Source organism: Flavobacterium sp. LMO6 (assembly GCF_009495795.1).
Classification (GTDB): domain Bacteria; phylum Bacteroidota; class Bacteroidia; order Flavobacteriales; family Flavobacteriaceae; genus Flavobacterium.
On the sequence record NZ_WIBH01000006.1, the window covers coordinates 54,681 to 80,529 of the forward strand.

23 protein-coding genes are annotated in these 25,849 nt (G+C 31.5%); 21 read left to right on the forward strand and 2 right to left on the reverse strand.

From position 1 onward, the window contains the following. The first annotated feature begins 11 nt into the window (after positions 1–11). The 11 genes from GFJ99_RS07685 (at position 12) to proC (ending at position 12,401) form a co-directional block, all read left to right on the forward strand. The gene (locus GFJ99_RS07685; protein WP_153208233.1) at positions 12–836 is read left to right on the forward strand and encodes an OmpA family protein; all 825 of its coding nucleotides are present in this window, start codon (positions 12–14) and stop codon (positions 834–836) included. Then, on the forward strand, positions 833–1,279 hold the full coding sequence (locus GFJ99_RS07690) for a hypothetical protein (protein WP_153208234.1): 447 nt from the start codon (positions 833–835) through the stop codon (positions 1,277–1,279). Before GFJ99_RS07685 ends, GFJ99_RS07690 begins: the two co-directional genes overlap by 4 nt. A 91-nt stretch (positions 1,280–1,370) precedes the next feature. Next, positions 1,371–2,549: an AIR synthase related protein gene (locus GFJ99_RS07695; RefSeq protein WP_153208235.1), complete on the forward strand. Its 1,179-nt coding sequence runs from the start codon at positions 1,371–1,373 to the stop codon at positions 2,547–2,549. 72 nt (positions 2,550–2,621) lie between these two features. Continuing rightward, positions 2,622–4,154 (forward strand): glutamine-hydrolyzing GMP synthase, encoded by a 1,533-nt coding sequence (gene guaA, locus GFJ99_RS07700; protein ID WP_153208236.1) that lies wholly within the window; start codon positions 2,622–2,624, stop codon positions 4,152–4,154. A 113-nt stretch (positions 4,155–4,267) separates the two neighbouring features. Next, positions 4,268–6,142, forward strand: a complete 1,875-nt coding sequence (locus GFJ99_RS07705) for a LysM peptidoglycan-binding domain-containing protein (protein WP_162523941.1) — start codon at positions 4,268–4,270, stop codon at positions 6,140–6,142. Beyond that, positions 6,142–6,546 (forward strand): OsmC family protein, encoded by a 405-nt coding sequence (locus GFJ99_RS07710; RefSeq protein WP_153208238.1) that lies wholly within the window; start codon positions 6,142–6,144, stop codon positions 6,544–6,546. Before GFJ99_RS07705 ends, GFJ99_RS07710 begins: the two co-directional genes overlap by 1 nt. A 49-nt stretch (positions 6,547–6,595) precedes the next feature. Continuing rightward, positions 6,596–7,354 carry a hypothetical protein gene (locus GFJ99_RS07715; protein ID WP_153208239.1) on the forward strand — a complete coding sequence of 253 codons (759 nt, stop codon included), beginning with the start codon at positions 6,596–6,598 and terminating at the stop codon, positions 7,352–7,354. A gap of 40 nt (positions 7,355–7,394) precedes the next feature. Then, positions 7,395–7,622 (forward strand): DUF3820 family protein, encoded by a 228-nt coding sequence (locus GFJ99_RS07720; RefSeq protein WP_153208240.1) that lies wholly within the window; start codon positions 7,395–7,397, stop codon positions 7,620–7,622. Positions 7,623–7,989: 367 nt separating this feature from the next. Further along, positions 7,990–9,603: a CTP synthase gene (locus GFJ99_RS07725; RefSeq protein WP_008253701.1), complete on the forward strand. Its 1,614-nt coding sequence runs from the start codon at positions 7,990–7,992 to the stop codon at positions 9,601–9,603. Between the two features lie 52 nt (positions 9,604–9,655). Then, positions 9,656–11,542 carry a membrane protein insertase YidC gene (yidC, locus tag GFJ99_RS07730; RefSeq protein WP_153208241.1) on the forward strand — a complete coding sequence of 629 codons (1,887 nt, stop codon included), beginning with the start codon at positions 9,656–9,658 and terminating at the stop codon, positions 11,540–11,542. 58 nt (positions 11,543–11,600) lie between these two features. Beyond that, the gene (gene proC / locus GFJ99_RS07735) at positions 11,601–12,401 is read left to right on the forward strand and encodes a pyrroline-5-carboxylate reductase (protein ID WP_153208242.1); all 801 of its coding nucleotides are present in this window, start codon (positions 11,601–11,603) and stop codon (positions 12,399–12,401) included. A gap of 60 nt (positions 12,402–12,461) precedes the next feature. Here proC and GFJ99_RS07740 read toward each other — a convergent pair whose 3' ends face one another. Continuing rightward, positions 12,462–13,412 carry a fasciclin domain-containing protein gene (locus tag GFJ99_RS07740; RefSeq protein ID WP_008253693.1) on the reverse strand — a complete coding sequence of 317 codons (951 nt, stop codon included), beginning with the start codon at positions 13,410–13,412 and terminating at the stop codon, positions 12,462–12,464. A 182-nt stretch (positions 13,413–13,594) separates the two neighbouring features. Here GFJ99_RS07740 and GFJ99_RS07745 point away from each other — a divergent pair, with 182 nt between their 5' ends. The 8 genes from GFJ99_RS07745 (at position 13,595) to GFJ99_RS07780 (ending at position 21,835) form a co-directional block, all read left to right on the forward strand. Then, entirely contained in the window at positions 13,595–14,356 is a 762-nt protein-coding gene (locus tag GFJ99_RS07745) for a toxin-antitoxin system YwqK family antitoxin (protein ID WP_153208243.1), read from the forward strand. A 4-nt stretch (positions 14,357–14,360) separates the two neighbouring features. Further along, entirely contained in the window at positions 14,361–15,548 is a 1,188-nt protein-coding gene (gene mnmA, locus GFJ99_RS07750) for a tRNA 2-thiouridine(34) synthase MnmA (RefSeq protein WP_153208244.1), read from the forward strand. 11 nt (positions 15,549–15,559) lie between these two features. Continuing rightward, positions 15,560–16,507 (forward strand): calcium/sodium antiporter, encoded by a 948-nt coding sequence (locus GFJ99_RS07755; protein WP_153208245.1) that lies wholly within the window; start codon positions 15,560–15,562, stop codon positions 16,505–16,507. A gap of 73 nt (positions 16,508–16,580) precedes the next feature. Further along, a complete protein-coding gene (locus GFJ99_RS07760; RefSeq protein ID WP_153208246.1) occupies positions 16,581–18,197 on the forward strand; it encodes a S8 family serine peptidase in 1,617 nt (538 codons plus the stop codon). After that, positions 18,197–19,141 (forward strand): nitronate monooxygenase family protein, encoded by a 945-nt coding sequence (locus GFJ99_RS07765; RefSeq protein ID WP_153208247.1) that lies wholly within the window; start codon positions 18,197–18,199, stop codon positions 19,139–19,141. Before GFJ99_RS07760 ends, GFJ99_RS07765 begins: the two co-directional genes overlap by 1 nt. Positions 19,142–19,154: 13 nt before the next feature. Further along, positions 19,155–19,583 carry a hypothetical protein gene (locus tag GFJ99_RS07770; protein ID WP_153208248.1) on the forward strand — a complete coding sequence of 143 codons (429 nt, stop codon included), beginning with the start codon at positions 19,155–19,157 and terminating at the stop codon, positions 19,581–19,583. Positions 19,584–19,694: 111 nt separating this feature from the next. Further along, on the forward strand, positions 19,695–21,305 hold the full coding sequence (gene pafA, locus GFJ99_RS07775; RefSeq protein WP_153208249.1) for an alkaline phosphatase PafA: 1,611 nt from the start codon (positions 19,695–19,697) through the stop codon (positions 21,303–21,305). Positions 21,306–21,313: 8 nt separating this feature from the next. Continuing rightward, positions 21,314–21,835: a hypothetical protein gene (locus tag GFJ99_RS07780; protein ID WP_153208250.1), complete on the forward strand. Its 522-nt coding sequence runs from the start codon at positions 21,314–21,316 to the stop codon at positions 21,833–21,835. Positions 21,836–22,228: 393 nt separating this feature from the next. Here the strand turns inward: GFJ99_RS07780 and lysA are convergent, their stop codons facing one another. After that, positions 22,229–23,434 carry a diaminopimelate decarboxylase gene (gene lysA, locus GFJ99_RS07785; protein ID WP_153208251.1) on the reverse strand — a complete coding sequence of 402 codons (1,206 nt, stop codon included), beginning with the start codon at positions 23,432–23,434 and terminating at the stop codon, positions 22,229–22,231. A gap of 236 nt (positions 23,435–23,670) precedes the next feature. On the opposite strand from lysA, the gene sucC reads away from it, so the two are divergent. After that, positions 23,671–24,864, forward strand: coding sequence for an ADP-forming succinate--CoA ligase subunit beta (gene sucC, locus GFJ99_RS07790; RefSeq protein ID WP_153208252.1), 1,194 nt, complete (start codon positions 23,671–23,673; stop codon positions 24,862–24,864). A gap of 125 nt (positions 24,865–24,989) precedes the next feature. After that, complete coding sequence (nadC, locus tag GFJ99_RS07795; RefSeq protein WP_153208253.1) at positions 24,990–25,847, forward strand: carboxylating nicotinate-nucleotide diphosphorylase; 858 nt, start codon at positions 24,990–24,992, stop codon at positions 25,845–25,847. The last annotated feature ends 2 nt before the right edge of the window (positions 25,848–25,849 follow it).

The window sequence follows — 25,849 nt, forward strand, 5'->3', positions numbered from 1 at the left end:
AAATTTAAAGCATGAAATTTTTATATTCCTTCCTATCATTCATTTTGTTTCAAATAACATTCGCACAAGAACAAGCGATGTTTTATTTTGACAACAATAAATTTGAATTGAACAATACTGAAACAGCTAAGCTTCAAAAATGGATTTTAGAAAATAAAACTTCAAAAATTTTATCCATAACAGGTTCCACAGACGAAGTAGGAAGTTCAGGTTATAACGATACTTTATCTTTAAAAAGAGTAAGTTATATTTTTAATCAAATACAAGGAAAAGTAAATATTAGAGCCGATTTTAAAAGTATTTCTCTAGGTGAAAAAGGAGCAACTTCAGCAAATAAAGCCGAAAATCGTAAAGCTATTATACATTATTTGTTAGAAAAAGATTTAGAAAAAGAAAATGAAGTTTTAGGAATTAAAGAAGAAGAACCAGAAGTGATAATTCCAGAAGATGCTACCTTGGCAGAAAAAGTAAAGTTGTCAAAAGTAGGGATGAAGATTGTTTTAAAAAACATTAATTTTTATCAAAATACCTTTGCTACAATGCCAGAATCGCAAGGAACTTTATATGATTTGTTGTTCATTATGCAAAATAATCCTGAATTAAAAATTGAAATTCAAGGTCATATTTGTTGTATTGATAAAGATTATCGAAATTTGTCTACCGATAGAGCAAAACAAATTAAGCGTTTTCTCGTTTATAATGGTATTCAGGATTATCGTGTAAAAACAAAGGGTTTTGGTGTTTCGCAACCTATTCACCCAATTCCAGAAGCAACACCAGAGCAAGCTGCTGAAAATCGAAGGGTAGAAATAGAAATTTTAAGTAAAACAAGATGAAAAGAATTTTAAGTTTTTTTTTAATAATACTGATGATTTTTTCAGTGAGTTGTAGCAGTAATTGCAATGAAGGAGATCAACCAACGCCTGCTTCTTTCTTTGTGGAAATTATAGATGAAACAACAGGAGAAAATGTTTTTGAAAATGCAACCTATACTGCGCAACAAATTACAATTCAAGATTTAGATGAAGTTGCTATTCCTTTTAAATTTATAGAGAGTTTAAATAGTATTCAAATATTTCCAAGTGAAGGTGAATCTATTGGAAATATATTGGTTATTAAACTAAATAATGAAACATCAATGCAAACAGACGAAATTAATGTTAATTATGATGTTTCTTCAAGCGCAGGTGAATGCTTTACTACGAATAAAATCGAAAATATTTTATTTCCAAATAACCAATCTGAATTAGCTGAAGCAATTTTTGTGGTAAAAATTTAAAGGCTGTCAACTAGGAAATTTCTAATTGTTAAATTTCTGAATTCTAAATTAAAAAACTATCTTTGCGCCACAACAACAACACACAACATTCATGAGTTCTGATACTAGCAAACGCTACAATTTAAGAGGAGTTTCGGCTTCTAAAGAAGATGTGCACCAAGCTATCAAAAACATCGACAAAGGCTTATTTCCACAAGCATTTTGTAAAATCATCCCTGATTATTTAACTAACGACGACCAATACTGCATCATTATGCATGCCGATGGCGCAGGAACAAAATCATCCTTAGCCTACATGTATTGGAAAGAAACTGGAGATATTTCAGTTTGGAAAGGAATTGCTCAAGATGCCTTAATCATGAATATTGATGATTTATTATGTGTTGGTGCAACCGATAATATCTTACTTTCATCAACTATCGGAAGAAATAAAAATCTAATTCCAGGTGAGGTTATTTCAGCTATTATCAACGGAACAGAAGAATTAATTTCAGATTTAAAAAGTCACGGAGTTACTATTCATTCTACTGGTGGAGAAACTGCTGATGTAGGCGATTTAGTTAGAACAATTATTGTAGATTCAACAGTAACAGCTCGTATGAAACGTGTTGATGTAATTGATAACGCCAATATTAAAGCAGGTGATGTTATTGTAGGATTGGCATCTTTTGGTCAAGCTACTTATGAAAAAGAATACAATGGCGGAATGGGAAGCAACGGCTTGACTTCGGCTCGTCATGATGTTTTTGCGAAATATTTAGCGGAGAAATATCCAGAAAGTTTTGATGCTTCAGTTCCAAGTGAATTAGTGTATTCAGGTCAAACGAAATTGACAGATGCTGTTGAAAATAGTCCAATTGATGCTGGAAAATTAGTACTTTCTCCAACGAGAACATATGCGCCAGTGATCAAAAAGATTTTATCAAAATACAATTCCAATCAAATTCACGGCATGGTTCATTGTTCTGGTGGTGCGCAAACAAAAGTGCTTCACTTCGTAGACAATGTTCACGTGATTAAAGATAATTTATTTCCAGTACCACCATTATTTAAACTGATTCAAGAAAATTCTAAAACGGATTGGAAAGAAATGTATCAAGTTTTCAATTGTGGTCATCGTATGGAATTATATGTTCCTGCCAAAGTAGCACAAGATATTATCGAAATTTCAAAATCATTCAACATCGACGCGCAAATCGTAGGAAGAGTTGAGCAATCAGAAAGTAAGAAATTAACAATTACATCCGAATACGGAACGTTTGAATATTAATCTGTAGAGACAAGTCGTGACTTGTCTTTCTGTTTTTAATGAAATTAAAATTTACAACACAACAACAATAAAATGCAACACAACGTATTAATTTTAGATTTCGGTTCGCAATACACCCAATTAATTGCCCGAAGAGTAAGAGAATTAAACATTTTCTGCGAGATTTTTCCTTTCGATAAAATTCCAGCAGATTTATCATCATACAAAGCGGTAATCTTAGGTGGAAGTCCATGTTCGGTGCGTTCAGAAGAAGCACTTCACCCAGATTTATCTCAAATTAGAGGAAAAATGCCTTTATTGGCAGTTTGTTATGGAGCACAATATTTAGCCCATTTTTCAGGCGGAGAAGTAGCGGCTTCTAACACAAGAGAATACGGAAGAGCAAACCTTTCATATATAAAAGAAAACGAAGTGTTTTTAGAAGGTGTTTCTGAAAATAGTCAAGTTTGGATGTCACATTCCGATTCTATCAAGAAATTACCAACTAATGGGGTAATGATTGCTAGTACAAAAGACGTAGAAAACGCAGCTTATAAAATAGAAGGTGAAACGACTTATGCTATTCAATTTCACCCAGAAGTATACCATTCAACAGATGGAAAGCAAATGTTGGAAAACTTCTTAGTGAAAATTGCACAAGTGCCTCAAAATTTTACACCAAACGCTTTCGTAGAAGAAGTAGTTGCCGAAATGAAAGCTAAAATCGGAAACGATAAAGTAGTTTTAGGACTTTCTGGTGGTGTAGATTCAACAGTAGCGGCAGTTTTATTAAACAAAGCCATTGGCGAAAACTTATATTGTATTTTTGTAAATAATGGATTATTACGTAAAAACGAATTCCAAAATGTATTGGATCAATACAAAGGAATGGGCTTAAATGTTAAAGGAGTTGATGCTTCGGCACGCTTTTTGGATGCATTAGCTGGGTTAGATGATCCAGAAGCAAAACGTAAAGCCATTGGAAAAGCGTTCATTGAAGTTTTTGATGATGAAGCACACCAATTAACTGATGTAAAATGGTTAGGTCAAGGAACTATTTATCCAGATGTTATTGAATCGGTTTCAGCAACGGGTGGACCTTCAGCAACGATTAAATCGCATCATAATGTAGGTGGATTACCTGATTTTATGAAATTGCAAGTGGTAGAACCTTTACGCATGTTATTTAAAGATGAGGTTCGTAGAGTGGGAAGAAGTTTAGGAATCGACGATGAATTATTAGGACGTCATCCGTTTCCAGGACCAGGGTTAGCAATTCGTATTTTAGGTGATATTACACCAGAAAAAGTAGCTATTTTACAAGAAGTAGATGCGGTTTTTATCAACGGATTAAAAGAACACGGATTATACGATAAAGTATGGCAAGCGGGAGCAATCTTGTTGCCTGTAAATAGTGTAGGAGTAATGGGCGATGAGCGTACGTATGAAAAAGTAGTAGCTTTGCGCGCAGTAGAATCGACAGACGGAATGACAGCAGATTGGGTACATTTGCCTTATGAATTCTTGATGAAAATTTCTAATGAAATTATAAATAATGTTAGAGGTGTTAATAGAGTAGTGTATGATATTAGCTCTAAACCACCTGCAACGATAGAATGGGAGTAAAATAAATTTCCAATTTCAACACATAAATTTCAATAGCAACTATTTTTATTCTATTTTTACGATATAAATTGCTATTGAAATTTTTTATTTAGTATTGTTTTTAAATTATGATTATGATAAAAAGAGTTATTTTTTTAATCCCTATGATCTTTCTTTTCGTCTTACCAATTCAATCTCAGATTAAACATGTGGTGGCAAAAGGAGAAACTGTTTTTCAAATCGCAAAAAAATACGAGGTTACACCTTTTGATATTTACAGATTAAATCCTGATGCAAAAAATGGACTTCAGGAAAATACCACTTTATTAATTCCAAAAGGAACAACAGGAAAAGCCGTTATTCACTTAGTTAGTGAAAAAGAAACGCTATATGGAATTTCAAAAAAATATAATGTTTCTGTATCAGATATTGAAAATTGGAATAAAGACATATTGCAGAACGGCTTAAAAATTGGTCAAGAAATTTATGTTTCAAAACCATCAGCTTTAGGTGTTAAAACAAATCAAATAAAATCTAAAGTGGTTTCTAATGCTACCACCCATTTAGTTCAGGCGAAAGAAACAAAATATGGTATTTCTACCAAATATGGCTTAACGGTTACCGAGTTAGAACAATTAAATCCACAAATCATTGGAGGTTTAAATGAAGGGCAAACGCTTATATTAAAGCCAGGTGTTTTATTAAAAAAGCCTTCTACAATTACACTTATAGATTATGAAGTACAACCAAAAGAAACACTTTATAGTTTGTCTAAAAAATTTGATATATCACAAGGTGAATTAACTACGTTAAACCCTGATTTACAAGATGGATTAAAAATGGGAATGATTTTGAAAGTTCCTTCAAATGGAACTTTTCAAGCAAAAGCAAAAGATTCAATCTTGATTACTAAAAGTAGAGTAGATTTAATAGCTACAGTTGATAAATCGAAACAAAAGAACATGGTTTTATTGTTGCCTTTTAATATGAATAAAATTGATAACGATTCAATTAAAACCAGAACAGATCATATTAAAACAAATAAATTCTTAAACCTTACCTTAGATTTTTATGCTGGAGCACTTATGGCAATTGATTCAGCTAAAGTTTTAGGATTGCCAGTTAATGTAAAAGTATATGATGTAGAAAGCACTAAATATTCTTCAAATGTAGCTTCTATTATTTCAAAGAATAATTTTGAAAATGCAGATGCAGTAATTGGACCATTTCAAAATTCGATTGTAGAAACTACAGCTCAGTTGCTTACAAAATATAATACCCCAGTAATTTCTCCTCTTTCAAAAGAACGTGGATTACCGTTGTCAAATTTATATTATACCGTTCCTGCTGAAGATCTTTTACGATCGTCTATGTTTGATTATTTTAAGTCAAAAAACGGAAATGTTGTAGCAATTATTAGTACAAAAAAAACAACTTCAAAAGATTTTATAATTGCTAATTATCCAGAAGTTAAACACGCTTTGTTTAATGATAAAGGCGCTTTAGATGTGGTGCTTTTAAAAACGCAATTAATAAAAGGACAAAAGAATTTTGTTCTTATGGAAATTGAAAAAGCGAGTACGGTTTTAAATATTACCAAAATTTTAATTGAATTGCAGAAAGAATACGACATTCAGTTGGCTGTTTTTGAATTGTACGATACTTTAAATTTTGAGGAAATTCCAATGAAAAATTTAGCAGAATTAAAAATGTTATTTCCTTCAACAACGAAAGTAGTAGCAACGCCTGAAGAAAAAATATTTGAAAAAGAATTCAAAAAGATTAATAATATTTATCCAAATGCAGTTGCTAAAAAAGGATTTGATGTTACTTTTGATACCTTGCTAAGAATTTGTCAGCCAGAAGGATTTGTTAAATCTGCAGAAACAACTAAAACGGAGTACATTGAAAACGCTTTTGATTATAATTCAAATAACGGATTGATTTCTAATAATGCAAGTTATTTATTGTATTATGATACCGATTTAACGATTAAACAAGCACAATAATGGCAACTTCAAAAGTTACGTATTTAGGGGATTTACGCACATCATCCATACATTTACAATCCGGTTCTGAAATTATTTCGGATGCACCTCTAGACAACAATGGAAAAGGAGAAGCTTTTTCTCCAACGGATACGGTTGCTAATGGATTAGCTAGTTGTATGTTTACCGTTATGGGAATCAAAGCACGCGATTTAGAGGTAGATTTCTCAGGTTCAACCGCAGAAGTAACTAAAATCATGGGAACCGAACCGCGACGAATTACAGAAATTCATGTAACCTTCCATTTCTCTATTAATCCCGACGAAAAAACAAAAACTATTTTAAAAAGAACGGCTATGACTTGTCCTGTTTTTTACAGCTTGCATCCTGATATTAAAAAGGAGATTGTTTTTAATTGGAAGTAATTAAACAGAATTTTATCCACAATCTTGTCATTCCGAAGGAATCTTTTTTATGAAGTTATTTTCAATATTCTTATTATTTGCTTTTTATTCAATTCAGTCTCAAAATTTTGAAGGTGAGTTAAACTATTCAGTTAAAATGGATGGTTTTACAATCTATAAATCGGATACATTGAAATTTAAAGAAATAAAAGCTAAAATGATTAAAAAAGGGCAGTATTTTGATTCCCTTAATATTAAGATTAAAGATTTGGGTTATATTAAAAAAATAAATAATGGTAAAAACGAAATAATAATTTTAAATTTCAATGAAAAAAAGAAATATATAATTTCCGAGAAAGAACTTACTGTTGATGACTTGAATTTTAGAAATATCTACAATAGACAATTAGGTATAGATTATAATCATAATAAAATCATAGAGTTGACGCAAAATGATACAATCATAGAATTCAACAATACTGAAATTAAAGCCAATAGGATAATTGTTAAGAAAAAATACTCTAAAGAAGTATATTTAATTTCTAATGATTTTTTAAAACTCCCTGTAAAAAGAAATATTTTGATTAGCGAAGATAATCAGATTTATGATAAAGAAGTAGAAGATTTAATAGGTTCTAATTTAATTTTAAAATATACGATGACAACAACCTTGTTAGGCTATATGATTGTTGATATCGAACTATCAAAAATAGAACAAAAGGAAATTCCGATATCTAATTTCGAAATTCCTAAACATATTGAAGATAAAGAATATAAAAAAATTAACAAAGATTCAGAAAGATTCAAGTTTTACAAAATAGCGAACTAGTCTTTCTTCTTTTCTCTTTTTTATAACCTCTAAAGCAAAAATGACCAACCACGAACTCCTTATAAAACTCGCACACACTAAAATGCCATTTGGTAAATACGAAGGTTATCATTTAATCGATCTTCCAGAGTATTATGTGGTTTGGTATGCTAATAAAGGTTTTCCAAAAGGGCAATTAGGCGAACAATTAAAATTGGTACACGAACTCAAGCTAAACGGCTTAGAAGAACTCGTTCGAAATATCCGCAGGAACTTTCCAAAAAAGTAATTTTTTTTTGCCACAGATTAATGGATTTTCACGGATTACCTTTTGTTAATCTGTGTAATACTTGTCTGTAAAATTTTGTTTATAACACAAGAAACTTCTCAAAAAAATAAAATATTTATACAGTTTAAAATTATTAATCCGTGTTAATCTGTGTAATCCGTGGCTCTAAAATTTTGTTTCACGAAATATTTTGTCTTTTCATTGTTAGATAGAATATTGTTTACAATTTAATTACAAAATTGATACATCGACTAATTGGCACATTGACTAATTAGTGTTATCTTTGCACGATTTTATTAATTATTTACAACGGTCATCCTGAGCTTGTCGAAGGAAACTACAATACAACAACACAAACAACAACATAATGAACCAAACTAAGTATATTTTTGTTACCGGAGGTGTGACTTCTTCTTTAGGGAAAGGAATCATCGCTGCTTCGTTAGCCAAATTATTGCAAGCCAGAGGATACCGAACTACCATTCAAAAGTTTGATCCATACATTAACGTGGATCCAGGAACATTAAATCCTTACGAACACGGAGAATGTTATGTTACAGATGATGGAGCAGAAACAGATTTAGATTTAGGTCACTATGAGCGTTTTTTAAATGTTCCAACTTCTCAAGCGAATAATGTAACTACAGGTAGAGTTTATCTTTCTGTTATTGAAAAAGAACGTAGAGGAGAGTTTTTAGGAAAAACGGTACAAGTTGTGCCTCATATTACAAACGAAATTAAGGAACGCATGCAGTTGCTTGGTAAATCGGGTGATTTTGACATTGTAATTACTGAGATTGGTGGAACTGTTGGAGATATTGAATCTTTACCTTACATAGAATCGGTACGTCAATTGATTTGGGAATTAGGTGAAAATAACGGAATCGTAATTCATTTAACGTTGGTGCCTTATTTGGCTGCTGCCGGAGAATTAAAAACGAAACCAACACAACATTCGGTTAAAACTTTAATGGAAAGCGGAATCAAAGCTGATATTTTAGTTTGTAGAACTGAACATGAAATTTCGCAAGATTTACGTCAGAAATTAGCGTTATTTTGTAATGTTAAGAAAGAAGCAGTAATTCAATCTATTGATGCTTCAACTATTTATGAAGTTCCAAATTTAATGTTGGAAGAAGGATTAGATAGAGTAGCTTTGAAAAAATTAGATTTACCAGAAAAAAACACACCAGATTTAAACAACTGGAACGAGTTTTTATATAGTTTAAAAAATCCAAAGCATGAAGTTAATATTGGTTTGGTAGGTAAATATGTAGAATTACAAGATTCTTATAAATCAATTTTAGAAGCATTTATTCATGCAGGAGCAGCAAATGAGACAAAAGTAAATGTCATTTCTATTCATTCTGAGTTCTTAGATGCCAAATCGGCAGAAAGTCAGTTAAAAGATTTAGATGGTATACTTGTTGCACCAGGTTTTGGCGGTCGTGGTATTGAAGGTAAAATAGACACGGTTCGTTATGCAAGAGAGAATAATATTCCTTTCTTTGGAATTTGTTTGGGAATGCAAATGGCGGTAATTGAATATTCGCGTAACGTTTTAGGTTATGCAGATGCTAATTCAACCGAAATGAATGAAAGTACTGCTCATCCGGTTATTAATTTAATGGAAGAGCAAAAAAATATTGAAAATAAAGGAGGAACTATGCGTTTAGGTGCATGGAAATGTAGTATTAAAGAAAATACGTTGGCACATAAAATTTATGGTAAAACAGAAATTATGGAACGCCACCGTCACCGTTACGAGTTTAATGGATCGTATTTAAATGAATTAGAAAAAGCAGGATTAGTAGCTTCTGGAGTAAATCCAGATACAAAGTTGGTAGAAATTGTTGAAATTCCAACTCATCCTTTCTTTATCGGCGTTCAATACCATCCTGAATATAAAAGTACAGTTGCTAATCCTCATCCACTTTTTGTGAATTTTGTAGCTGCAGCTGTGCAACATAAAAATAAATAAATCGTTCACTAATCCCATAATTTAGGGACTGAACACTGAACACTATTATTAGATGGAAGAAAAAAAATTAGACCTTAATTCGATTATCGGATTTGTATTGATTTCTGGAATTTTAATTTGGATGCTTTGGTCAAATGCACCAACACCAGAAGAAATAAAAGAAAAAGAAAAAAAGGAACAAGTTGAAAAGCAAGCAAAAGAAGTTAAAACAATTACTTCTACAATTGAAGCAGCACCCGTAGCAGATTCTACAAAAAATGCTGCCGCACAAGCTCAATTAGGTTCATTTGGATATTCTGCAACGCTTCCATCAGCAACAGATGCTGTTACGGAAATAAAAAATGAAGTTTTATCGCTTAAAATTTCTAATAAAGGTGGATATATAGTAGAGGCAACGGTTTTAGGATTTGATCAATTTGAGAAAAATTCAAATAAAGCGGTAAAAATTATCAAAGACAATAATGCTTCTTTAGATATTACTTTAAATACTTCAGACAATAGAGCATTACATACAAAAGATATGTATTTTGAACCTAAGGTAACAACTGAAGGTAAAAATCAAGTCTTAACTTTACAATTAAAAGCAGGTCCAGATCAGTTTTTAGAATACCGTTATGTACTAAAACCTAACGAGTATATGTTAGATTTTGCTATCCGTTCTCAAGGATTAGAAAAAGTAGTAAATACTTCTAAACCATTAGATTTAGAATGGCAATTAAAAACATATAGAAACGAGAAAAGTGTTACGTATGAAAATCGTTACACGGAGTTGGTTTTTGAATATGAAGACGGAAAAGATGATTATTTAAATGCTGCAAAAGATTCTGAAGATGAAGCAAAAGACGTTTCATATATTGCATTTAAACAACATTTATTTACTTCTATTTTATTAACAGATACGAAGTTTAAAACAGCTAAATTCAAATCAGATAATTTAGTTGATAATGAAGAAGTTGATACTGTTTTTACAAAGAATTTCACAGCACAAGTTCCTTTAGAATTTAAAAATGGCGCTTTAAACTATAATATGAATTGGTATTATGGTCCGGCTAAATATGAAATTTTGAATGGTTATGAACGTAATCTTGACGAAATTATGCCATTAGGTTGGGGAATTTTCGGATGGATTAACCGTTATATTTTTATCCCAGTTTTCGGATTTATTTCTGGTTTAGGAATTGGTTTCGGAATTGCAATTGTTTTATTTACGATTTTAGTTCGTATTGTAATGTCACCAGTTACATACAAATCATACTTGTCGCAAGCAAAAATGAAGGTTTTACGTCCTGAAATTGCTGAATTGAATGAAAAATTCAAAGACAATCCAATGAAGAAACAACAAGAAACAATGAAATTGTATTCTAAAGCCGGTGTAAATCCTATGGCAGGATGTTTACCAGCGGTGATGCAAATGCCAATTTTCTATGCGTTGTTTCAGTTCTTTCCATCGATGTTCGATTTAAGACAAAAATCATTCCTATGGGCAGATGACTTATCGTCTTACGATAGCATTTATCAATTGCCTTTCCATATTCCATTTTATGGAAGTCACGTGAGTTTATTCCCAATTTTAGCTTCTATTGCAATTTTCTTTTACATGAAAATGACAACTGGAGATCAAGCGATGAGCACACCACCGCAAGAAGGTATGCCAGATATGGGAAAAATCATGAAAATCATGATTTATATTTCTCCGCTTATGATGTTATTCTTTTTTAACAATTATGCATCAGGATTGAGTTTGTATTACTTTATTTCTAATTTAATTACTATCGGAATTATGTTAGTTATTAAAAATTACATTGTGAAAGAAGATAAAATTCACGCTCAAATTCAAGAGAATAAGACTAAAGAGAAGAAGGAAAGTAAATTCCAAAGAAAAATGCGCGAAATGATGGAGCAAGCAGAAGCTCAAAAAGCCGCACAAAAGAAAAAATAATTTTTTATCTTTATACAAACCCTGTCTGCATAGACAGGGTTTATTTTTTAATTTAATTATGAGAATTGCAATTATAGGATTTGGTAATATGGGACAAACCTATGCCAATAGTTTTATGAGTTCTGGGTTTGTAGGAGCTTCCGATATTTTAGTATTAAATAAATCTAAAATTGATGAGAAGAATAGATATGGAATTGAGTCAGAAAATTTTTATTCAAAACCAAATTCTAAAATATTTGAATCTGATATTTTAATTTTAGCAGTAAAACCTCAGGATTTTAAGCAATTAGCTTCAGAAATAAAACCGTTTTTAAATTCAGAACATGTTGTTTTGTCCGTAATGGCTGGAATTTCAATTGAAGCCATGCAAATAGAATTAGGTATTACTAAAATTGTACGTTCAATGCCAAATATTCCAACGCAGATAGGAGAAGGTATGACGGTTTTTTGTGCTTCAAATGCAGTAGACAGAAAAGAGCTTTTCATTGTTCAGAATTTAATCAATACAACAGGAAAATCCATCTATATAGAAAAAGAAGAAATGCTTAATGCTGCTACAGCGGTATCAGGTAGTGGACCTGCTTATGTGTTTTATTTTATGCAAGCTATGATTGAATCGGCTATAAAATTAGGGTTTTCACCATCTGAAGCCGAGTTTTTGGTAAGCCAAACATTCTCAGGTTCGGTTCAATTACAAAATAGAAGTAAACTTTCTAATGAAGAATGGATTCATCGTGTGGCATCTCGTGGTGGAACTACAGAGGCTGCTTTGTCTGTATTTAATCAAAATGAACTTCAAGAAATTGTAATAGAAGGAATACAATCAGCCAATATAAGAGCTATCGAATTAGGGTCATAAAAAAACGCTTTCAATTTGAAAGCGTTTTTTGTTCATAGCAATTTTATTTATAGAAACGAATTAATTTAACTCTGGTAATATTACATTATTAATCACGTGAATAACGCCATTTGCCGCTTGTACATCTACCGCTACAATATTAGTTTGTCTCATTGCCTCATCAGTAATAGTTGTTCCAGTAATAGTAAACGTTCCTGTTTCAAATGTAGTAATTGGACCTGAAGGAATTGCATTTGATAATACATTAGCTCCAGCAACTACATGATAACTTAATACAGATGTTAATTGGGCAGCTGTTAAACTTCCTAATACACCTGGATTTTGATTTTCAAATGCAGTGAATGAATCATTAGATGGTGCAAAAACAGTAAATGGAGAATTAGTAGTTCCTGATAAAATTCCAACGAAGTCAGGTTGACCATTGCTTGTTAAAGCTCCTACTAATGTGCTAAAGTTTGGATTTGCTAATGCGTGTGTAACAATAGTAGGTAAACCAATTACAGCATCTACAACATGAATTACACCATTTGAAGCACCAATATTTGCAATAATAACACTAGAAACGCCATTTAATGTAACGCCATCTGAAGTGTTGATAAACATGCTTAAAGTATTTGTAGATGAAGCACTACCTTTTCCTAATGTTTTAACATATCCTGTTCTTAAATTACTAGCTAAATTAGCTCCCACCACAACATGGTTTAACAATACTTCTCTTAATGCATCTACAGGAACAGCATCTAAAGAACTAAAATTGTTGTCGGCTAGAAAAGTGTTAAAGGCACCATTAGTTGGAGCAAACACAGTGTAAGAACCATTTTGATCTAGTACATCAAGTAAATCTGTTCTCTCTAAAGCATCAACAAGAATAGATAAATCTGAGTTTTTTGAAGCTACATCAGATATTGAACTAATAGATGATGAAGTTGAATCATCATCAGAACATGAAAACATTAACGTAGAAGTTACAGCTAGTAATGTTAATTTGATTAATTTTGCATAGTTTTTCATAGGGTATTTTTTTTGTTTCACCAAAGCTAAAAAAGATTAAACAAATAAAAAACTATTGAATAGCGTTATGTAGTAAATTTAACTCACATTTATTTTTTGTTTAATCAATTTTTGGTCTAATATTTGATTTTTCCAATATTTATTAAGCAATTACAAATTAATAAATTAAACAATGTTTAAAAATGAAACAATTAATTTTTCTGGTTATAATATTTAGTGCTTTTATAGCAAATGCTCAAGATAAAATAAATCAATTAGACGATAAAGGAAATCGTCATGGTTTGTGGAGAGGAACTCACAAAGAATCGAATCGAATTCGATATGAAGGTAGTTTTAATCATGGAAAAGAAGTAGGTGTTTTTAAATATTTTGATGATACAAAAGCGGCAACTACTATTGCAACTCGAGATTTCTCAAAAGGAGATGGTTCTTGTTATGCTGTTTTTTATGATCAAAAAGGAAATAAAGTTAGTGAAGGAACTTTAGCAAATAAACTTCCGGAAGGCGAATGGAAATATTTTCATTTCGAATCGAAACAACTAATGTCTGTTGAGTTTTATAGTAAAGGTAAATTAGTTGGAGTTCGTAAAGTTTTTTATAAAGATGGAACAGTAGCAGAGGAAACCAATTATAAAAACGGAATTAAAGAAGGTAGTTCAAAAACTTATTCTGAAAAAGGAGAATTACTAGATGCTCACATATACAAAAACGGACAATACAATGGTTTAGCTTCTTATTTTGATGGTTTAGGAAATAAAATGTATGAAGGAAATTATGTTAACGGAAAACGTGTTGGAATATGGAAATTTTTCGAAAAGAACAAAGTAATAAAAGAGGTTAAAGCGTCTAAATTTAGTAAGGAATTAATAAAATACGAGCAACGAAATACAAAAGAAGTATCTAAAACGCTTGAACAAATGAAACAAGAAAAAGGAGGAGAATAATAGAATGAAAAGAGTAGTAGTAGGGCTTTCTGGAGGAGTAGATTCGAGTGTTGCCGCTTATTTATTAAAAGAGCAAGGATATGAAGTTATCGGTCTATTTATGAAAAATTGGCACGATGATTCGGTTACCATTTCAAATGAATGTCCTTGGTTAGAAGATAGCAACGATGCTTTATTAGTAGCAGAAAAACTTGGAATTCCTTTTCAAACAGTTGATTTATCTGAACAATATAAAGAAAAAATTGTGGATTACATGTTCAATGAATATGAAAAAGGAAGAACTCCAAATCCAGATGTTTTATGTAACAGAGAAATCAAATTTGATGTTTTTATGAAAATTGCCATGTCTTTAGGTGCAGATTATGTGGCTACCGGACATTATTGCCGCAAAGGAACAATTGAAGAAAATGGAAAAGAAGTATTTCAATTATTAGCAGGAAAAGATGATAATAAAGATCAATCGTATTTTCTTTGTCAGTTATCTCAAGACCAACTTGCTAAAGCGTTATTTCCTATTGGCGAATTAACAAAGCCAGAGGTTCGTGAAATTGCCACAAAGTTAGATTTGATTACTGCTGAAAAGAAAGATTCTCAAGGTCTTTGTTTTATAGGTAAAGTTAGATTGCCCGAATTTTTACAACAAAAATTACAACCTAAAGAAGGAATAATTGTTGAAATTCCTGCTGATGCAACTGTTTTCAATCAAGAAAAACCGCATTTCAATTCAAATGAAGAGGTTTTTGCTTTTGAAGCCAAACGAATCGATTATTTAAAAGTTCCTGGAAAAGTAATGGGAAAACATCAAGGTGCTCATTATTTCACAAAAGGGCAACGTAAAGGTTTAAATGTTGGAGGAACGAAAGAACCTTTATTTATTATTGAGACTGATGTTGAAAAAAATATTATTTATACCGGTCAAGGCAATAATCATCCCGGATTATTTAAAAAAGCTTTGTTTATTGCAAACAACGAAGTGCATTGGATTCGAGAAGATTTAACTTTAAAAGAGGGTGAAACATTAGAAGTAATGGCAAGAATTCGTTATAGACAACCGCTACAAAAAGCTACATTACATCAATTTAAAGACGGAATGTATGTTGTGTTTGAAAAACCACAATCTGCAATTACAGAAGGTCAATTTGTTGCTTGGCATCATAATGATGAAGTTTTAGGAAGTGGTGTTATTGCTTAATAATTTATTTTATGAATTTTATTTATATAGTTTCGGGTTTAATTTTATTAGTTCTAGGAGGAAATTGGTTGCTAAAATCGGCAATTGGTCTTTCAATAAAATTAAAAATTTCTAAAATTATTGTCGGATTAACAGTAGTTTCATTTGCAACTTCGGCACCTGAAATGATTGTAAGTATTAAAGCGGCATTATCTGGTTATTCAGATATTGCACTTGGTAATATAGTGGGGTCTAATATTGCGAATATTGGATTAGTATTAGGAATTGTTTTACTTATAAATGCGATACAATTAGAAAACTCATTTTTAAAAATCGATTGGCCTGTTACAATGATAACTACGGTTTTATTGTTTGTTTTCTTGATTATTGATGGGGTTTTAAGTAGAACAGAAGGTTTTATATTTATCATTGTTCTAATTATTTATTTGCTTTATTTAATCAAAAATTCAAATAAAGTTGTTCATGAAGATGAAACCAATCCTGATGTTGAAATTGCAGGAAAACTATCTAACGGAATGATTTTCTTCTTTCTGCTTCTTGGAGGTGTTGGTTTATGGTTAGGTTCTGAATTATTAGTAAACGGTGCTGTTAATTTAGCAGAAAATTTAGGTGTTAGTAAAAGAGTTATTGCTATTACTGTTGTTTCTGTTGGAACAAGTATTCCAGAATTAGCTTCTTCAATAATAGCTTCAATTAAAAAAGAAAATGCCATTTCTATCGGAAATATTATTGGATCTAATATTTTTAATATTCTTAGTGTTTTAGGAATTACCGTTCTTATCAAACCAATTGATAAAATAGATGTTAGACTTTTGGAGCAAGATGTCTATTGGATGTTAGGATTTGCATTTGTTTTACTTCCATTAGCTTTTTTACCCAAACGAAATAGCTTGAGTTTTAAAGAAGGCATTGTTTTATTGTTGTTGTATTTTATATTTGTTTATTCTACAATATCTTAAATTGGTTAAAGCATTTTCATTATATTTGAAGTAACGTTTAATTTGCCTTAAAGTAAAACCTAAAATTTCAATTATGATAAAAAAAATACTAGTTGTCATTATATTTAATTTTTCGTTTATTGTTCAAGCTCAAGAAGACGCTTGGGTTTATTTTAACGATAAACCTGATGCTGCAACCTATTTGTCTAACCCTTTATCAATGCTCACACAAAGAGCATTAGACAGAAGAACAGCTCAAGGAATTGCATTAAACAATTCAGATGTTCCTATTGCTCAAACATACATAGATCAGGTTACTGCAGCTTCTGGTATAACGGTTATGGCAAAATCAAAATGGTTAAATGCATTGCATATTAGAGGAAGTCAATCAAATATTGAAGCATTAACAAGTTTTCCATTTGTAAGTTCAATAGAATTTGCAAATCAGACATTAAATAGTAGAGGACGAAACGCTGAAAGTTCAGCTATTTCTATGGTGAATAAAGAAATGAATGTTCAAGTGAGTTATAATTACGGTAGCTCGGCCAATCAAATCCAAATGTTAAACGGACATTTGTTGCACCAACAAAATTATACGGGTGCCGGAAAAATTATTGCCGTTTTAGATTCGGGTTTTATAAATGTAAATTCGGTTCAACCTTTTCAAAGACTATTTACAAACAACTTAATTTTAGGCGGATATAATTATGTAAGTCAAAATACAGATGTATATACATTACATAATCACGGAACAATGGTGCTTTCCTGTATGGGTGGATATGTTGATGGGCAATTAATAGGAACCGCTCCAGATGCTCAATACTATTTATTTGTAACAGAAGATGTGGCTAGCGAAAATCCTGTGGAAGAAAGCTACTGGGTTGAAGCAGCTGAAGAAGCAGATAGATTAGGAGTGGATGTAATTACTTCGTCTCTAGGTTATTTTGGTTATGATAATCCTAATTACAGTCACACTTATAGTCAAATGACAGGAAATCAAGCTTTTGCTTCAAGAGGAGCTAATATTGCTTTTTCAAAAGGTATTGTAGTAATTGCAAGCGCAGGAAATTCAGGAGCAACTGCAGATCCGTATGTTGGTGTTCCGGGTGAAGCTACTCATGTTTTAGCAATTGGTGCAGTAAAATCAGATGAGACATATGCTACTTTTAGTTCAATTGGACCTTCTTTTGATGGACGCATAAAACCAGATGTTATGGCGCAAGGACAAGCTTCTGTTGTAGCAAATACAAGTGGAGCTGTAGTTACAGCAAACGGAACTTCTTTCTCAGGTCCCATTATGGCAGGTATGATTACAAGTTTTTGGTCTGCTGTACCAAGTTTAACTGCGGCCGAAGTAGTTCAATTTGTTAAAGAATCAGCAGATAGATACACAATGCCTACTAGTCAGTTTGGATATGGAATTCCAGATTTTCAATTGGCTTTATCAAATGCTTTATCAACAAGTTTATTCGAAAATAACACCATTTTAATATATCCAAATCCTGTGCAAGATGAACTTTCAATTGTTCTTCCTGAATCGGAAGTAACAGGAAAATTAATTTTATTTAATAATTTAGGGCAACTAGTAAACGAATTTACCCTTTCGGAAACAAATAAAACAGTTTATCTCTCTAATTTGGCATCAGGTTTGTATTTTTACCAAGTAAATACAACTCATAAATCAACGAAAGGAAAATTATTGAAATTATAATGAATAAAATTACCCAACTCTTCAATATTAAATATCCAATTATTCAAGGTGGAATGATTTGGAACAGTGGATACAAATTAGCTAGTGCTGTAAGTAATGCTGGTGGTTTAGGTTTAATTGGCGCTGGTTCTATGTATCCAGAAGTGCTAAGAGAACACATTCAAAAATGTAAAAAAGCTACTGATAAACCTTTCGGAGTAAATGTTCCAATGTTATATCCAAACATTGAGGAAATCATGCAAATTTTAAAAGAAGAAGAAGTTAAAATTGTTTTTACTTCTGCAGGAAATCCTAAAACTTGGACACCGTTTTTAAAAGAAAATGGCATAACTGTTGTTCATGTGGTAAGTAGTTCTAAATTTGCTTTAAAAGCTCAAGAAGCCGGAGTTGATGCTGTGGTTGCTGAAGGTTTTGAAGCCGGCGGACACAATGGAAGAGAAGAAACAACAACCTTAACTTTAATTCCTATGGTAAGAGAACAAATTTCTATTCCATTAATCGCAGCCGGAGGAATTGCTACAGGAAGAGGAATGCTAGCCGCTATGACTTTAGGTGCCGATGGCGTTCAAATGGGAAGTCGTTTTGCTGCTTCAACCGAAAGTTCGGCACATGATGAATTTAAAAGAACCATTGTTGAAACGGGTGAAGGTGAAACACAATTAACGTTGAAAGAGTTAGCTCCTGTTCGGTTAATCAAAAACAAATTCTTTAATGATGTTCAAGAATTATATACTAAATGTCCGTCTAAAGAAGATTTAGAAAATTTACTTGGAAAAAGAAGAGCAAAAAGAGGCATGTTTGAAGGTGATTTAGTAGAAGGTGAATTAGAAATAGGTCAAATTGCCGGATTAATTCATGATATTTTACCTGTTGAAACTATTGTTGATAACATAATTACCGAATTTAACGTTGCTAAAAAAGAGGTTACTACCTTTGAATTTTAATTAAAGAACTAAAATGAAGATTTTAAAATATTTACTATTGTTTTTATTTTTTGCATCGGCTACAACTTATGCGCAAAAATATAATTTCAAAACTTCTGGATATATGGTAAGCCAGAAAGACAAAAAAGGAAATTGGAGCGATTGGTCTAAATTGCAAAAAACAGAGATGACCGTACTTTTAGATATGGAAAGTCACAGAATTGTGGTATATTCAGAAGTGCTTCAGTTGTTTTCTATTATGAAATATGGAAATCAAGAAAAAAAAGGAGACGATGATGTTGTTACTTTTGATTGTGTAGATAATAATGGAGTAGAATGTACTTTAGCTATTTACACAAGAAAAAAACAAGGCGGGCGTAATCAATTGTACATTACGTATCAAGACATGATTATTGCTTACAATATGACAGTATTTGAAGATAATCCGGCAAAAAAGATATAATTTTTAAAATAAATTAAAATGACTTTTTATTGAATGCAATAGAAAGTCATTTTTTTATTTATTAACATTCCATTTACATCAAAAACGTACTTTTGTATAAATAACAAAAAAATGAAAAAAGCCTTTATAATCATTGTATCGTTAATTGCATCAGCAAACTTTGCTCAAGATAAACCAAAATTAGTTGTAGGAATCGTAGTAGACCAAATGAAAATGGAATACTTATACCGTTTTTCAAATGATTTTTCCGAAAACGGTTTTAAACGATTAATGAAAGAAGGTTATACGTTTCTTAACACGCATTACAATTACATGCCAACATACACGGCACCGGGTCATGCTTCTATTTACACAGGAACTACGCCTGCTGTTCATGGAATTGTAGGAAACGATTGGTTCAATAAAGCAACTGGGAAAGAAATGTATTGTACTGATGATGCAACGGTTTCAACCTTAGGTGATGATTCTGAAAAAGAAGGAAAAATGTCGCCAAGAAACTTACAAAGTTCAACCATGACAGATGAATTGAAGCTAGCTACCAATTTCAAAGGGAAAGTAATTGGAATGAGTATTAAAGATAGGGGAGCTATTCTTCCAGCTGGACATTTTGCCGATTGTGCTTTTTGGTACAGCAAAACCGGAGCGTTTATTTCGAGTACGTATTATGGTGAAAAATTACCAGAATGGGCTACACAGTTTAATTCAGAAAAGCATTATTTAAAATATTTGAGTAAGAATTGGGAATTACTTAAACCAAAAGAAACCTACAATGAAAGTTTAAACGATAACAATCCATACGAAGGAAAGCTATATAAAAAAGCACCGTTTATGCCATATAATTTAAAAGATATGTATGATGCTAACGATGCTGGAGTGTTGCGTTCAACTCCTTTTGGAAATAATTTATTGGCTGATTTTGCTAAAAAAGCAATTGAAAGTGAAAACTTAGGAAAAGACAATATCACCGATTTCTTAGCGATAAGTTTTTCTTCTACTGATTATATTGGGCACGTTTTAGGACCACGTTCAATTGAATTACAAGATACGTATTTGCGTTTAGACGAAACGATTGCTGATTTCTTGGCTTACTTAGATAAAACGGTTGGAAAAGGAAATTACTTGGTTTTTTTAACAGCAGATCATGCAGGAGCGGAAAACGTAACGTATTTAAAAGATAATAAATACAAAGTAGACAACATCAATTATAAAAACATTCAAAAAGAGTTGAAAGAATTTTCAGAAACTACTTTTGGAGAAAACTTAGTATTAGATTATTCTAATTATAATGTTTTTATCGATAAAAATAAAGTCAAATCAAAAGGATTGAATTTACAGGAAGTGAAGCAAAGTTTCAAAGAGTATTTGCAAAAACAAGATTACATTAAACGTGTTTACACAGAAGAAGAAGTGGCCAATGCTAACGCAACCGATTATTATTTGAATTTTGTTTCAAAAGGTTACGACCCAATACAAAACGGAGAATTAGTTTTAATTTTTAAACCGGGTTATGTAGAATATTCATCAACCGGCACTACGCATGGTTCGCCTTATTCGTATGACACACATGTTCCACTAATTTTCTTTGGTTGGAACATTAAAAAAGGGCAAACTCACGATAGAAAAGAAATTACACAAATTGCTCCAACAGTTACCCAAATGCTAAAAATTACCATGCCAAATAGTTCTGATGGTAAGGTTTTGTTGGAGGTTTTGAGTAAATAATTTTATTTATGAAGTATTATTTAACACTTCTTTCTTCATTATTTTTATCATTTTTATTTATCAGATGTGAAAATGCTACAAATGATATTTTAGATTCTGATTTAGAGAAAGAGTCTAAGGGAACTATTGCTAATACAAATGCTGAAGAATTTAAATATTTAGACGATGGCTTAGTTCCGCAAGAAAACTTTTTTATAAATTCAAAACTTAAATATTTGAAATTTAGATTTAATCCAGAAGCTGGTTTTTCAGAAAGAAGAGTATATTTTGATTTAAATACCGATTCGATTGAAAAATTAGTTTTGAGAAGAGTTCAAGCTGATTGGGATAGTTTTAAAGATGGAGTTTATCATAAATTTCATGATTCTATTTTTATTGTTTATCCAAAAATTAATAAAACAGATGTTTATTTTGAAAATAAAAAGATAAAATCTCTCAATTCAAAAGCTATTTTATTAAAAGAAGAAAAATACATTTACAGATTAAAGAAATATACAGAAAGTCAGTATAACAAAAAAGCATCAAACTAAAATTTGATGCTTTTTTAATCCGAGCTAATTTGTGAAATCGGTGTTTTACATCAACTCAATTTTGTCATTCCGAACTCGTTTCGGAATCTACATTATAAGTTTAAACAAATTAATATTATCATTTTTATTAGTTTTAATACGTGCTAATTTGTGAAATTCGTGTTTTACATCAACTCAATTTTGTCATTCCGAACTCGTTTCGGAATCTACATTATAAGTTTAAACAAATTAATATTAACATTTTTATTAATTTTAATCTGTGGTAATTCGTGGAATCGGTGTTTTACACCAACTCAATTTTGTCATTCCGAACTTGTTTCGGAATCTCTTTTAGAAGCTGAAACAAGATCAGCTTGACAATTAGTTGTGATTTTTCATTCGTACCAATTCGTGTTACACCTCAATCATCACCTGATTTTTCAAAATATCATCAAATGTTTCGCGTTCTCTAATTAAGTACCCTTTTCCGTCTTTCCATAACACTTCGGCTGGTTTTAGTCGCGAGTTGTAATTCGAAGCCATTGAAAAGCAATAAGCGCCTGCATTTCTAAAACATAAAATATCGCCTTCATGAATTTCTGAAATCCTTCTATTACTTGCAAAAGTATCGGTTTCACAAATATAACCTACTACCGAATAATAGCGTTCTTTTCCTTTTGGATTAGAAATGTTTTCTATATGATGCTGCGATCCATATAACATAGGCCGAATCAAATGATTAAATCCTGAATCAATTCCTGCAAAAACCGTTGAGGTAGTTTGTTTTACAACATTTACTTTCGCTAAGAAATAACCCGCTTCGCTTACTAAGAATTTTCCAGGCTCAAAAGCTAAAGTTAATGGGCGACCGTATTCTTTTTCAAACGCTAAAAATCGTTTGGTTAATTTGGTTCCAAATTCTTCTACATTCGTTTCAATGTCATCTTTTTTATAGGGTACTTTAAATCCACTTCCAAAATCAATAAAATCAAGATCTTTGAAATTTTTAGCCGTTTCAAATAAAATTTCGGCAGCATATAAAAATACTTCCACATCTAAAATATCAGAACCCGTATGCATATGAATTCCGTTGATGTGCATTTTTGTGTTTTCAATAATTCTTAAAATATGCGGTAATTGATGAATCGAAATCCCAAATTTACTATCAATATGTCCAACAGAAATATTGGCATTTCCACCTGCCATTACATGTGGATTAATTCGGATACAAACGGGAACATTCGGATGTTTTTTTCCAAATTGTTCCAATATCGATAAATTATCAATATTAATTTGAACTCCAAAGTTAGCAACTGTTTCAATTTCTTCCATAGAAACTCCGTTTGGAGTGTAAATAATATCTCTTGGATCAAAGCCAGCATGAAGCCCAAGCAAAACTTCTTGTAAAGAAACCGTATCTAATCCAGAACCTAAACTTTTTAAGTAATTTAGAATCGAAATATTGGATAGCGCTTTTACAGCATAATGAACTTTAAAACGTTCTACTTTCTTAAAAGCGTTTTGTAATCTTTGGAATTGAAAGGCAATTTTTTCTGCATCATATACATATAATGGACTACTAAATTCTGTTGCTAATTGTTGTAATACTTCAGGTTTCATTCTTTTTTATTTTGTGCAAAAGTAGTTCGATTTTAACTATAAACTATTTTTAAAACAAATATTAACAAAAAATAACAAAATGTTTTATTTGTAACTTTTTAGTCGCTTTTTAAATTTTACTTTTATTGCGATTATGTATATCAAATTCCCAAATTAAACGAAAAAAAGTTAGTCCATTAAAAATTACTTTGCTATTTTTGTGGCACTTTTTTAAATAAGATAAACGCATAATAATTATGAACATACACGAATATCAGGGTAAAGAAATCCTAGCTAGTTATGGAGTACGCGTACAACGTGGAATTGTAGCTAACAATCCGGTTGAAGCTGTAGCGGCTGCAAAACAATTGACTACTGAAACAGGTACAAGTTGGTACGTAGTTAAAGCTCAAGTTCACGCTGGAGGTAGAGGTAAAGGTGGAGGGGTTAAGTTAGCTAAAAACTTAGATCAAGTAACTGAAATTTCTGAGCAAATCATCGGAATGCAGTTAATTACACCACAAACACCACCTGAAGGGAAAAAAGTTCACAAAGTATTAATTGCTGAAGATGTTTATTATCCGGGTGAAACTGAAACTTCTGAATTTTATGTTTCTGTTTTATTAAACAGAGCTACTGGTCGTAATATGATTATGTATTCTACAGAAGGTGGAATGGATATTGAAGAAGTTGCTGAGCATACTCCACATTTAATTTTTACTGAAGAAATTGATCCTGCATACGGATTACAAGCTTTTCAAGCTAGAAAAATTGCATTTAACTTAGGATTATCTGGTGAGGCTTTCAAAGAAATGGTGAAATTTATCGATGCTTTATATAAAGCGTATATCGGTTCAGATTCATCAATGTTTGAAATTAACCCAGTATTAAAAACATCTGATAATAAAATTTTAGCAGTTGACGCTAAAGTTAATATCGACGATAACGCTTTATTCAGACAGCAAAAGTATGCTGAAATGAGAGACGTTAGAGAAGAAAACCCAATCGAAGTTGAAGCTAAAGAAGTAGGATTAAACTACGTAGATTTAGATGGAACTGTTGGTTGTATGGTAAACGGAGCTGGATTAGCAATGGCTACTATGGATTTAATTAAATATGCAGGTTTTGAACCAGCTAATTTCTTAGACGTAGGTGGAACTGCTGATGCAAAACGTGTTGAAACAGCTTTCCGTATTATCTTAAAAGATCCAAATGTAAAAGCTATTTTAATTAACATTTTTGGAGGAATCGTTCGTTGTGATCGTGTTGCTCAAGGTGTTGTAGATGCATACAAAAACATGGGCGACGCTATTAAAGTGCCAATCATTGTTCGTTTACAAGGAACTAATGCAGTAATCGCTAAAGAATTAATTGATAATTCAGGAATGCCAATTTTATCTGCTGTTCAATTCCAAGAAGCAGCTGATCAAGTAAAAGCGGCTTTATCTTAATTAGAATTTAAAATTCAATCATAAAGAAACTCTCAGATTTATCTGGGAGTTTTTTGTTTTTTAGCCGTTTAAATATTTTTAAAACTACAAAGGATTTCTTACATTAGCCATTCAATATATAAAGGATGATTTCAGAAGCGCAATTTCAAAATGAATTAGAATTAATTATTAGCAATGCTATTCGTGAAGATGTTGGAGATGGCGACCATAGTTCGTTGGCTTGTATTCCAGCTTTAGCACAAGGAAAAGCAAAGTTGTTAGTAAAAGACGAAGGAATTATTGCTGGAGTAGCATTTGCTAAAATGATTTTCTATTACGTGGATAAAGATTTGCAAGTGGAAACTTTTATCAATGATGGTGAAAGAGTAAAATATGGTGATGTTGTTTTTCATGTTTCTGGAAGTTCGCAATCTATTTTAAAAGCTGAACGTTTGGTTTTGAATTCAATGCAACGAATGAGTGCTATTGCCACCAAAACTAAAATGTTTGTTGATTTATTGGAAGGAACGCAAACCAAAATTTTAGATACCCGTAAAACCACACCGGGAATTCGTGCCATTGAAAAATGGGCAGTAAAAATTGGTGGAGGCGAAAATCATCGTTTTGCTTTGTACGATATGATTATGTTAAAAGATAATCACAACGATTTTGCTGGAGGAATTCCACAAGCGATTGCAAAAACCAAACAATATTTATTAGATAATAATAAAGATTTAAAAATCATTGTTGAAGCTAGAAATTTAGATGAAGTGCAACAAATTTTAGATGCTGGTGGCGTTTTTCGTATTCTTTTAGATAATTTTGATTACGAAACGACAAAGAAAGCGGTAGATATGATTGGCAATCAATCTTTAACGGAATCTTCAGGAAACATTAATGAAAAAACCATTCGCAATTATGCAGAATGTGGGGTGAATTATATTTCTTCTGGTGCATTAACGCATTCAGTTTATAATATGGATTTAAGTTTAAAAGCGATTTAAAT

What these genes read in the sequence shown, in the direction of transcription:
- GFJ99_RS07685 (WP_153208233.1), top strand. Translation starts at nt 12, where the DNA reads ATGAAATTTTTATATTCCTTCCTATCATTCATTTTGTTTCAAATAACA.
- GFJ99_RS07690 (WP_153208234.1), top strand. Translation starts at nt 833, where the DNA reads ATGAAAAGAATTTTAAGTTTTTTTTTAATAATACTGATGATTTTTTCA.
- GFJ99_RS07695 (WP_153208235.1), top strand. Translation starts at nt 1,371, where the DNA reads ATGAGTTCTGATACTAGCAAACGCTACAATTTAAGAGGAGTTTCGGCT.
- guaA (WP_153208236.1), top strand. Translation starts at nt 2,622, where the DNA reads ATGCAACACAACGTATTAATTTTAGATTTCGGTTCGCAATACACCCAA.
- GFJ99_RS07705 (WP_162523941.1), top strand. Translation starts at nt 4,268, where the DNA reads ATGATAAAAAGAGTTATTTTTTTAATCCCTATGATCTTTCTTTTCGTC.
- GFJ99_RS07710 (WP_153208238.1), top strand. Translation starts at nt 6,142, where the DNA reads ATGGCAACTTCAAAAGTTACGTATTTAGGGGATTTACGCACATCATCC.
- GFJ99_RS07715 (WP_153208239.1), top strand. Translation starts at nt 6,596, where the DNA reads ATGAAGTTATTTTCAATATTCTTATTATTTGCTTTTTATTCAATTCAG.
- GFJ99_RS07720 (WP_153208240.1), top strand. Translation starts at nt 7,395, where the DNA reads ATGACCAACCACGAACTCCTTATAAAACTCGCACACACTAAAATGCCA.
- GFJ99_RS07725 (WP_008253701.1), top strand. Translation starts at nt 7,990, where the DNA reads ATGAACCAAACTAAGTATATTTTTGTTACCGGAGGTGTGACTTCTTCT.
- yidC (WP_153208241.1), top strand. Translation starts at nt 9,656, where the DNA reads ATGGAAGAAAAAAAATTAGACCTTAATTCGATTATCGGATTTGTATTG.
- proC (WP_153208242.1), top strand. Translation starts at nt 11,601, where the DNA reads ATGAGAATTGCAATTATAGGATTTGGTAATATGGGACAAACCTATGCC.
- GFJ99_RS07740 (WP_008253693.1), bottom strand. Translation starts at nt 13,412, where the DNA reads ATGAAAAACTATGCAAAATTAATCAAATTAACATTACTAGCTGTAACT.
- GFJ99_RS07745 (WP_153208243.1), top strand. Translation starts at nt 13,595, where the DNA reads ATGAAACAATTAATTTTTCTGGTTATAATATTTAGTGCTTTTATAGCA.
- mnmA (WP_153208244.1), top strand. Translation starts at nt 14,361, where the DNA reads ATGAAAAGAGTAGTAGTAGGGCTTTCTGGAGGAGTAGATTCGAGTGTT.
- GFJ99_RS07755 (WP_153208245.1), top strand. Translation starts at nt 15,560, where the DNA reads ATGAATTTTATTTATATAGTTTCGGGTTTAATTTTATTAGTTCTAGGA.
- GFJ99_RS07760 (WP_153208246.1), top strand. Translation starts at nt 16,581, where the DNA reads ATGATAAAAAAAATACTAGTTGTCATTATATTTAATTTTTCGTTTATT.
- GFJ99_RS07765 (WP_153208247.1), top strand. Translation starts at nt 18,197, where the DNA reads ATGAATAAAATTACCCAACTCTTCAATATTAAATATCCAATTATTCAA.
- GFJ99_RS07770 (WP_153208248.1), top strand. Translation starts at nt 19,155, where the DNA reads ATGAAGATTTTAAAATATTTACTATTGTTTTTATTTTTTGCATCGGCT.
- pafA (WP_153208249.1), top strand. Translation starts at nt 19,695, where the DNA reads ATGAAAAAAGCCTTTATAATCATTGTATCGTTAATTGCATCAGCAAAC.
- GFJ99_RS07780 (WP_153208250.1), top strand. Translation starts at nt 21,314, where the DNA reads ATGAAGTATTATTTAACACTTCTTTCTTCATTATTTTTATCATTTTTA.
- lysA (WP_153208251.1), bottom strand. Translation starts at nt 23,434, where the DNA reads ATGAAACCTGAAGTATTACAACAATTAGCAACAGAATTTAGTAGTCCA.
- sucC (WP_153208252.1), top strand. Translation starts at nt 23,671, where the DNA reads ATGAACATACACGAATATCAGGGTAAAGAAATCCTAGCTAGTTATGGA.
- nadC (WP_153208253.1), top strand. Translation starts at nt 24,990, where the DNA reads ATGATTTCAGAAGCGCAATTTCAAAATGAATTAGAATTAATTATTAGC.